This is a genomic window from Leucobacter sp. NPDC077196 (assembly GCF_040687075.1).
Lineage (GTDB): Bacteria > Actinomycetota > Actinomycetes > Actinomycetales > Microbacteriaceae > Leucobacter.
In genome coordinates, this window is sequence record NZ_JBFBML010000033.1 from 1 (window position 1) to 8,223 (window position 8,223).

9 protein-coding genes and 1 pseudogene are annotated in these 8,223 nt (G+C 65.0%); 2 read left to right on the forward strand and 8 right to left on the reverse strand.

The annotated features are described in order from the left end of the window. Window positions 1-250: 250 nt before the first annotated feature. The 7 genes from chrA to AB0O71_RS15215 form a co-directional block, all read right to left on the reverse strand. On the reverse strand, window positions 251-1,489 hold the full coding sequence (gene chrA / locus AB0O71_RS15185) for a chromate efflux transporter (protein WP_363746675.1): 1,239 nt from the start codon (window positions 1,487-1,489) through the stop codon (window positions 251-253). Next, window positions 1,486-1,893: an arsenate reductase ArsC gene (locus AB0O71_RS15190; RefSeq protein ID WP_363746677.1), complete on the reverse strand. Its 408-nt coding sequence runs from the start codon at window positions 1,891-1,893 to the stop codon at window positions 1,486-1,488. The genes chrA and AB0O71_RS15190 overlap by 4 nt, the downstream gene beginning before the upstream one ends. 15 nt (window positions 1,894-1,908) lie before the next feature. Further along, on the reverse strand, window positions 1,909-2,913 hold the full coding sequence (locus tag AB0O71_RS15195; RefSeq protein ID WP_363746679.1) for a metalloregulator ArsR/SmtB family transcription factor: 1,005 nt from the start codon (window positions 2,911-2,913) through the stop codon (window positions 1,909-1,911). Next, window positions 2,910-3,998 carry an ACR3 family arsenite efflux transporter gene (gene arsB, locus AB0O71_RS15200; protein ID WP_363746681.1) on the reverse strand — a complete coding sequence of 363 codons (1,089 nt, stop codon included), beginning with the start codon at window positions 3,996-3,998 and terminating at the stop codon, window positions 2,910-2,912. The genes AB0O71_RS15195 and arsB overlap by 4 nt, the downstream gene beginning before the upstream one ends. Then, on the reverse strand, window positions 3,995-4,321 hold the full coding sequence (trxA, locus tag AB0O71_RS15205) for a thioredoxin (protein WP_363746683.1): 327 nt from the start codon (window positions 4,319-4,321) through the stop codon (window positions 3,995-3,997). The genes arsB and trxA overlap by 4 nt, the downstream gene beginning before the upstream one ends. Then, a complete protein-coding gene (gene trxB / locus AB0O71_RS15210) occupies window positions 4,318-5,292 on the reverse strand; it encodes a thioredoxin-disulfide reductase (protein WP_363746685.1) in 975 nt (324 codons plus the stop codon). Before trxB ends, trxA begins: the two co-directional genes overlap by 4 nt. Before the next feature lie 163 nt (window positions 5,293-5,455). Next, the gene (locus tag AB0O71_RS15215; protein WP_363746687.1) at window positions 5,456-5,638 is read right to left on the reverse strand and encodes a hypothetical protein; all 183 of its coding nucleotides are present in this window, start codon (window positions 5,636-5,638) and stop codon (window positions 5,456-5,458) included. 101 nt (window positions 5,639-5,739) lie between these two features. On the opposite strand from AB0O71_RS15215, the pseudogene AB0O71_RS15220 reads away from it, so the two are divergent. Together AB0O71_RS15220 and AB0O71_RS15225 are read left to right on the forward strand one after the other, a co-directional pair. Further along, window positions 5,740-6,162, forward strand: a pseudogene (locus AB0O71_RS15220) (isochorismatase family cysteine hydrolase). Between the two features lie 22 nt (window positions 6,163-6,184). Continuing rightward, window positions 6,185-7,531: a Fic family protein gene (locus AB0O71_RS15225; protein WP_363746689.1), complete on the forward strand. Its 1,347-nt coding sequence runs from the start codon at window positions 6,185-6,187 to the stop codon at window positions 7,529-7,531. A 187-nt stretch (window positions 7,532-7,718) separates the two neighbouring features. Here AB0O71_RS15225 and AB0O71_RS15230 read toward each other — a convergent pair whose 3' ends face one another. Beyond that, complete coding sequence (locus AB0O71_RS15230; protein ID WP_363746691.1) at window positions 7,719-8,108, reverse strand: DUF1801 domain-containing protein; 390 nt, start codon at window positions 8,106-8,108, stop codon at window positions 7,719-7,721. Window positions 8,109-8,223 lie beyond the last annotated feature (115 nt).

Here is an 8,223-nt window from a genome sequence, read left to right on the forward strand (position 1 = left end):
AGACCTCCGTGCGTGCGAGAAGAAGAATTTGACAGCTCCAACTCGACTACGGGGGTCTCTCCTACGTCAACAACGATCCGGGTCAGTACATCTAGACGCGACCCTGACCGAGAGCTCCTCAGGGGCCGAGGCGATGCGGCTCCTCTCCGAGTTCCTCACCGATGCGGAGCAGCGACGGGCGAAACTCGAGAAGCAGCTCGCCGCGGCCGACGAGTTCATCGGCCTGCTGGGCGACCACATCAGGGCATGATCACGCCCAGGCGAGGTCGATCCCGGCGACGCTCGCGATGATGCCTGCCGCCGCCCCTGCGAGCACAGCGATCCATGCCGGCAGCTTCCAAATGGTGAGCATCAGGAAACACCCGAGCGCGATGATCAAGGGGGCGAGTCCGGTCACTCCGGATCTGATCACGGGCGTCCACAGCGCGGCGGCGAGAATCCCGACCACCGCGGCATTCGCGCCTGCCATCGCTGATCGGACCGTGGGGTTCCCGCGCAGATGCTCCCAGAAGGGAAGTACACCGATCAAGAGCAGCAGGCCGGGCAGGAAGACCGCGACGAGGGCGAGGAGCGCCGCGAGCGGTGCCGCCCATCCGTCCTGCATCTCGAAGCCGAGGTAGGCGGCGAAGGCGAACAGAGGGCCGGGCACAGCTTGCGCCGCACCGTAGCCGTCGAGGAACTGGTCTTGGCTGACCGCGCCCGCGACGGCAGGTTCTGCCTGCAGTAGCGGCAGGACGACGTGCCCGCCCCCGAAAACGAGCACTCCTGCCCGGGTGAATGCGTCCGCGATCCCGAACCAGGTGTTCCGCATCAGCGCAGTGACCACGGGGAGTGTGACGAGCATAACGCCAAGCACGATCAGACATGAGGCCCCGAGACGCCGCGAGACGCGCACGGCAAGCGGCTCGGACGCCGCAACGTCGATCCGCCGACACCAGAGGACCCCCGAGGCCAGGCCAATGAGGATGGCGGCGAGCTGGCCGAGGTTCCCCGGCAGCAACAGCGCCAGCGCCGCGGCGGCGACGCCGATTAGGGCGCGGCGGGCGTCGGGCGTGAGCGTTCGGGCCATCCCCAGCACGGCGTGCGCGACAACCGCCACGGCGACGGCTTTAAGACCCAAGAGTAACCCCGCGCCGACCGGGCCTTCCATGGACACCGCGCCGATCGCGAAGAGCACGAGCAGCAGCGCGGACGGCAGCGTGAATGCCGCCCATGCCGACAGCGCCCCGCGGAAGCCTGCGCGAACGAGGCCGAGCGCGAAGCCCACCTGGCTCGACGCCGGCCCGGGGAGGAACTGGCACAGGGCGACGAGTTCCGCGTACTGTGCGTCGCTCACCCACTTCCGTCTGGCCACGAGCTCCTCGCGGAAGTATCCGAGATGCGCGACCGGTCCGCCGAAGGAAGTCACGCCGAGCTTCGCGAACGCCCGGAACACCTCGCCGACGCGACCGCGCTCCGAGGATCGACTCGGGTCCACCTCCGTGCTCACTGTCCGATCAGCTCGGAGAGGAGCGCTTCGATGCGGCCCTTGATCTCGTCGCGGATCGGGCGCACCGACTCGATGCTCTGCCCAGCGGGGTCGTCGAGCTTCCAATCCTCGTAGCGCTTGCCCGGGAAGAACGGGCACGCGTCGCCACAGCCCATCGTGATCACGACGTCGGAGTCCTGCACCGCCTCGGTGGTGAGCACCTTCGGCTGCTCGCCGGTGATGTCGATGCCTACCTCACGCATCGCCTCGACGGCGACGGGGTTGATCTGGTCGGCGGGCATGGATCCGGCGGAGCGGACCTCGACGCGGTCGTCGGCGAGTTCGCGGAGCCAGCCGGCGGCCATTTGGGAGCGCCCGGCGTTATGGACGCAGACGAAGAGGACGGAGGGCTTCTGGTCGATCATGGTCATTCGCTTCTTTCAGTCGATGAGGGTGGTGAGGAGCCCGCGGACGCGGCCCTCGATGTCGTGGCGAATCGCTTCGACCCCTTCCGGAGAGGCCAGCGCAGGGTCGCCGACGGCCCAGTCCTCGTACCAGACGCCGGGAATGATCGGGCAGACGTCGCCGCAGCCCATCGTGATCACGACGTCGGCCGCGCGCACGGCATCGTCGGTGAGCGGCTTCGGGAACGCGGTATCGGCCTCGTGCTCGCTTTCGATCTCGGCGATCAGGGAGCGTACGTGCGGGCGCACGTCCGATGCCGGGGTGGAGCCTGCGGAGCGGGCGATCACCCGCCCCCCTGCGATCTGATTGACGATGGCTGCGGCGAGCTGGGAACGGCCCGCGTTCTGCACACATACGAACAGTACCTGCGGCACCCCGGAGGACCGCTCCCGGGTCAGGTCGGCGAGGCGCTGCCGGGCGAACCGTTCGGTCAGCGGGATCATGTGCCGGGTCAGCTTCGCCGAGCGGACCAGGCCGGCGTAGGACTCCCGCACGATCGCGATTACGAAATCCCGGTTCAGGCCGGTTAGCTCGTCGGCGAGCTCCTCAGCGAGGCGGGTGATGCGGGCGTCCATCTGCTGCAGAGCCTCGGCCCGCTCCTGCACGTCCTCCGGTTCGTCCGTGACGGCTGCGGCGGGAGCGAATGCTTCGAGGAGCGCCGCGACGGCGCGCTGCTTGCCCGGCGCGATCCGGTACCAAACCCAGGTACCGCGCCGCTCAGACCGCAGCATCCCGGTCTTCTTCAGCACCTTCAGATGGTGTGAAACGGTCGGCTGAGACACCTCGGCGAGCTCGGCTAGGTCGCAAACGCAGGACTCACTGCGCGGGTCGGTCGCGATCGCGGAGAGCATCCGCAGTCGCAGCGGGTCAGCGAGCGCCTTTAGTGCGCCGGCGACGGTGTTCGCGGCTTCGGTGCCGATGGCGTGCGACTCTGACGGCGTGCACGCCTCGGTGCCGGGGAGGGTGGCGGTGTCGGTCATGACGTCCTCGATTCGGTGGCATATGGGTCGGTGTGGAACCAGGCCTTCGCGGCCCAAAGCGAGACGTACACGAGGCCGACAAGCACGGGAACTTCAATGAGAGGGCCGACGACTCCGGCGAGGGCCTGCCCGGACGTGGCGCCGAAGGTGCCGATCGCGACCGCGATGGCCAGCTCGAAGTTGTTCCCCGCCGCCGTGAATGCGAGCGTCGTCGATCGTGCGTAGTCCAGGCCGAGTGCCTTGCCCAGCAGAAAGCCGGTGAACCACATGAGTGCGAAGTAGACCAGTAGCGGCAACGCGATCCTGGCAACATCGAACGGGCGTGAGGTGACCTGATCGCCCTGCAGCGCGAACAGCAGCACGATCGTGAACAGCAGCCCGTAGAGTGCCCACGGTCCGATCTTCGGGAGGAACTTCTGCTCGTACCAGTCGCGCCCCTTGCCTTTCTCGCCGATCCATCGGGATGCGAATCCCGCTACCAACGGCACGCCAAGGAATACCAGCACGTTGAGCGCGATCTGCCAGACCGATATTTCGAGCCCCTGCGTGTCCAGGCCGAGCCACCCGGGGAGGATAGTCAAGTAGAACCAGCCGAGCACTGAGAACATGACGACCTGGAACATCGAGTTGATTGCGATCAGCACGGCGGCCGCTTCCCGGTCACCGCACGCGAGGTCATTCCAGATCACGACCATCGCGATGCACCGGGCGAGCCCAACGACGATCAGACCGGTCCGATACTCAGGCAGGTCCGGGAGGAAGATCCATGCGAGGGCGAACATTACCGCCGGCCCCACGAGCCAGTTCAGCACGAGCGAGGATACGAGGAGCTTCTTATCTCCGGTGACAGCGACGACCTTGTCGTAGCGGACCTTTGCGAGGACCGGGTACATCATCACCAGCAGGCCCAGCCCGATCGGGATCGAGATTCCACCGACCTCCATCGCGGACAGCGCGTCGGAGAGTGCGGGCACGAAGCGACCGAGCAGGAGGCCTGCGACCATGGCGAGGCCAATCCACAACGGCAGCCACTTGTCGAGTGTCGAGAGCCGCTTCGGGGCGGTGCGGGTCAGGGTGTCGGTCATGAGAGCAGCTCCTCGAGCTTTGCTGTGTAGACGGGCTTCGGGTGCGCGCCGATCAGCACGTCCACACGTTCCCCGTTCCGGTAGAAGCCGAGGGTTGGGATCGAGGTGACGCCGGCCGCGGTCACGGTCTCGGGGTTTTGGTCGGCGTCGATCTTGACGATCTTCACCCGCCCCGCGTGTTCGCTGGCGAGCTGGTCAAGGATCGGGGCGATGGCTTTGCACGGCCCGCACCAGGACGCCCAAATGTCGACCACGACGGGCAACTCGGATTCGAGCACTTCGGTCTGAAAGTTGGCGTCGGTGACGGGGGTGACTGTGCTCATGCGGAGACCTCCAGAACAGGCTCGGAAACGGTTACCGGTGCGAGGTTCGATAGGTAGTGCTGGGCGTCCTGCGCGGCAGCGCAGCCGGTGCCGGCGGCAGTGATCGCCTGCCGGTATGTGTGATCGACCAGATCCCCGGCCGCGAACACCCCGGCCAGGTTCGTCCGGGTTGATGGGTGCGCAACGCGCACGTAGCCGTCCGCGTCGGTGTCGACCTGCCCGGTCACGAGCTCGGAACGCGGGTCGTGTCCGATCGCGACGAACACCCCCGTCGCGTCGAGCGTGCGCTCGACCCCGGTCGCGGTATCGCGCAACGTGAGTCCGGTGACCTCTTCGTCGCCGAGGATCGCGGTGACCTCGCTGTTCCAGGCGACATCGATCTTTGGGTCGTCCAGGACGCGCTGCGCCATGATCTTCGATGCCCGGAACTCGTCCCGGCGGTGCACGACGGTCACCTTCGACGCAAACCGGGTGAGGAAGAGCGCTTCCTCCATCGCGGAATCCCCGCCACCGACCACGACGATTTCCTGCTCGCGGAAGAAGAAGCCGTCACACGTTGCGCACCAGGACACCCCGTGCCCAGATAAGCGGTCTTCTTCCGGGAGGCCGAGCTTGCGGTACGCGGAACCCATCGTCAGGACCACCGCACGCGCACGATACACGTCCCCGGCACCGGTCTCGATGATCTTCACGTCACCGTCGAGATCAAGTCCGGTCGCGTCGTCGTGGACAATCTGAGCGCCGAACCGCTCGGCTTGCGCCCGCATCGACTCCATCAATTCCGACCCCTGCACGCCATCGACGAAGCCCGGGAAGTTCTCCACCTCGGTCGTCGTCATCAACGCGCCACCCGCCGTCACCGAGCCCGCGATCACGACCGGGGCGAGGCCCGCACGGGCTGCGTAGACCGCTGCGGTGTATCCGGCGGGACCAGACCCGACGATGACCAGTTCAACCTCTTGATTCGACATGTTTCTATATTGACATCAATCGAATCAGACCGCGACTCCATGGCGGCCTCGTCCCCGGATGTTCACTCATCGATCCTCGGACAGAGCCGCCAATGCTCTTCGAGAGCGAGCTCTTCAGCGACGAGAAGCCGCGCACAAAAAGTGCACTCTTCAACAATCGGACCTACCAGTAGTGATCATCGGCAGGCATTCCGCCGGGCAAGAGGTCTACTCCATCGACGAATCGTTCGTCGGCCTCCGCGGCACCGTTGACGAGCTGATCGCGACCGGTAAGCGGAACCGTGAGGATGTGCTGCGCTGCACCGGCATCCAGTTCTGTTGAGGAAGTGTGTGTGGTAACCCACATCCTGCCGGAGGTCCTCCTTATCGAGCTACGTGTTCACAACGTCCCGAGGAACTGCACCTAGCCAACTCGAACGGCTCGGGATGCTGCACAGAGCTGCCGGCATGTTGAACGCACCCGGCTCCTACGATTCCCAGTTCCTTCCAGAAGCTGCGCCGCTCGAATCGGAGATCGTTCTCACGAAGACGTCCTCCGGCATCCACGTGGAAACGCACTTCGACCAGGTGCTCCGAAATCTCGGAGTACAGAACGTGGTCATGACGGGTTTCTAGACGGACCAGTGCGTGAGCGCTCCGGTTCGAGATCTCACGGACCTCGGCTACCGGCTCACCCTGGTCGACGATGCGATGGGGGCGATGAGTCCCGAGCGGCATCGGAACGCGCTGCTGAGCATTCGGAGGCTGTACCCGAATTCGGAGAGCACCGTGGAGATCCTCACCCGTCGACCAGGCGCATGTTCTCGTAAAGTTGCATCAATCCAGGCTGCATGCAACCTTAAGGGCGTAAAGTTGCATCAATCGGGGTAGAGGACAACTTTAAGGGGTCGCAATGGGCGAATATGTCGAGCGTCAGTGGGCGCCGTCCTCAACGTTCGGGCTATCTCGACGAGAACAGGCCGGCGGTCAGTACCTCGCATTCGTACCCGGCCTCCTGGGACCACAGGGGCCGCCGATCAGTGCGCGCACGTTCTCGGTTGTCGCCGACGCGCAGAGCACGGTGTCCCGTGCGGACGGCATCATCGGTGAGTCCGGGCTGTACCTCAATCATCTGCTGCTGCGATCCGAAAGTATCGCATCCTCCCTCATCGAGGGTCACGTCATCTCCGCGAAGAAACTCGCCCTGGCAGACGTGCTCGGCCGCGGGAAAGAGAACGCCGTGGCAGTCCTTCAGAATCTTCGCGCAATGGAGTACGCGATCGACGTCGTCGCGGAAAAATGGGACATCGAGCTTGAAGATCTGGTGCAGCTGCAGCAGACGATCGCGCCGGATCTTGAGCGTGGCTTCCGCACGCAACAGAACTGGATCGGTGGGGGCTACTCCCCGCTCACCGCAGCGTTCGTGCCGCCACCCGAGTCAAAAGTGGTGCCACTGCTGGAAGATCTGCTCGAGTACGTGAATCAGAGCGACCATCCTCCACTACTGAAGGCCGCGATCGCTCATGCTCAGTTCGAGACGATCCACCCGTTCATCGACGGGAACGGGCGTACCGGGCGTGCGCTCATCCACGCGATTTTGAAGCGGGACGGTATCACCGATCGCGCCGTGCTCCCGATCAGCACGGTCTTCTCGACAGCGAAGGATCACTACATTGCGGGGCTCACAGCGTTCCGTGAAGAACCACCGAACGTGGACCTCTGGGTGCAGGAGTTTTGCCAGTCGGCCGTGCGTGCTTCGGGAAACGTCGTGCTGCTGAAGGAGCGGGCAGACGAGTTGGACGAGCTACTCCGGGAGCGCCATCACGGGTGGCGTTCCGGGCAGGGTATCCCCGCAGCGCCGCGCGCCGATGCGACAGTGGAACGGGTACGGCGAGATCTTGCATCCCAGCCCGTGCTCACGGTGGCCGCGACGGCTGAGCGATACGGGGTGTCTCGGCCCGCCGCGGAGCGCGCCCTGACAGAGCTTGCAGACGCCGGGGTGCTGAATGTCAGCAAGAACCACCGCGGAGTGAGAGCCGCATTTGTCTCCGACGAGCACCTGCACCTGGTGACTCTGGCCGAGCGCAGCAACAAAGCAGGCGGCTGGGACACCGCGGACGAGGCGACCGCCTCACGATTGGCACTGCCCGAATCCACACTGCGGTGGCCACCCGGTGACCCGATGTTTCACACCCAGAGCCGAACCGGGGGCTACGGAGACCCGAGGTCGCCGCAGCCCCCGCCGGGTCCGCGTTACTAGGGCGTGTGGATCAAGTCCGATCTGTTTCAGGTGAACGGCGAGCGGAGCGTTGCAAGCGGCAACGTCAAGGGTGGAGCGTAACTTCCGCAAAACGTCGCCGTCTCGAATGATGGGTGAGCGCTCGCGCTCTCCGCGCGACGCGTCTGGATAGGCGAGCACGAGCAGTGAAGCGATCGACGACCTCGCTCTACTCGCCTGCGGGCTCGTCGCTGCGTGACCAAGCAATCCTGATGAGTTTGCGCAGCACCTCGAGATCGAGATCCTCGAGCTTGTTCGCATAGATGCACCCCGCACCCTCCGTGAACTTCCCCAACTGGGGCAAGAGTGGCGACGCCTCGGGCAGGTCTTTGAGTCCGTAGAAGGTGAGCTTCGCCTTACGCGGCGAAAATCCGACTTTGGGCCACTCGCCGCGATGATGCGGGGGTGAAGGTGAGACGTACTTGTAGCTTCCGAACCCCACCATCGTTCGCCCCCACATCACTGGATCCACGCCAGTGGCCTCGCGGAAGAGCGTAACGAGGCGTAAGCCTTCGACGACTCGGCGGTCAGGTGATGCGGTGTTCAGAAACGCGGTCACGTCTGCGTCGGTTGGTCGGGTGGGTCTGATGCACGTTTAGGTGACATTCAACATGGCTAGTTTCTGCTGGCCTGGAAGGATGAACCTATGCCCCCTCGCTACCCCAAAGAGTTCC

Coding starts and splice junctions, on each gene's coding strand:
- AB0O71_RS15190 (WP_363746677.1), bottom strand. CDS start 1,893: ATGATCGACCAGAAGCCCTCCGTCCTCTTCGTCTGCGTCCATAACGCC.
- AB0O71_RS15195 (WP_363746679.1), bottom strand. CDS start 2,913: ATGACCGACACCGCCACCCTCCCCGGCACCGAGGCGTGCACGCCGTCA.
- arsB (WP_363746681.1), bottom strand. CDS start 3,998: ATGACCGACACCCTGACCCGCACCGCCCCGAAGCGGCTCTCGACACTC.
- trxA (WP_363746683.1), bottom strand. CDS start 4,321: ATGAGCACAGTCACCCCCGTCACCGACGCCAACTTTCAGACCGAAGTG.
- trxB (WP_363746685.1), bottom strand. CDS start 5,292: ATGTCGAATCAAGAGGTTGAACTGGTCATCGTCGGGTCTGGTCCCGCC.
- AB0O71_RS15215 (WP_363746687.1), bottom strand. CDS start 5,638: ATGTGGGTTACCACACACACTTCCTCAACAGAACTGGATGCCGGTGCA.
- AB0O71_RS15225 (WP_363746689.1), top strand. CDS start 6,185: ATGGGCGAATATGTCGAGCGTCAGTGGGCGCCGTCCTCAACGTTCGGG.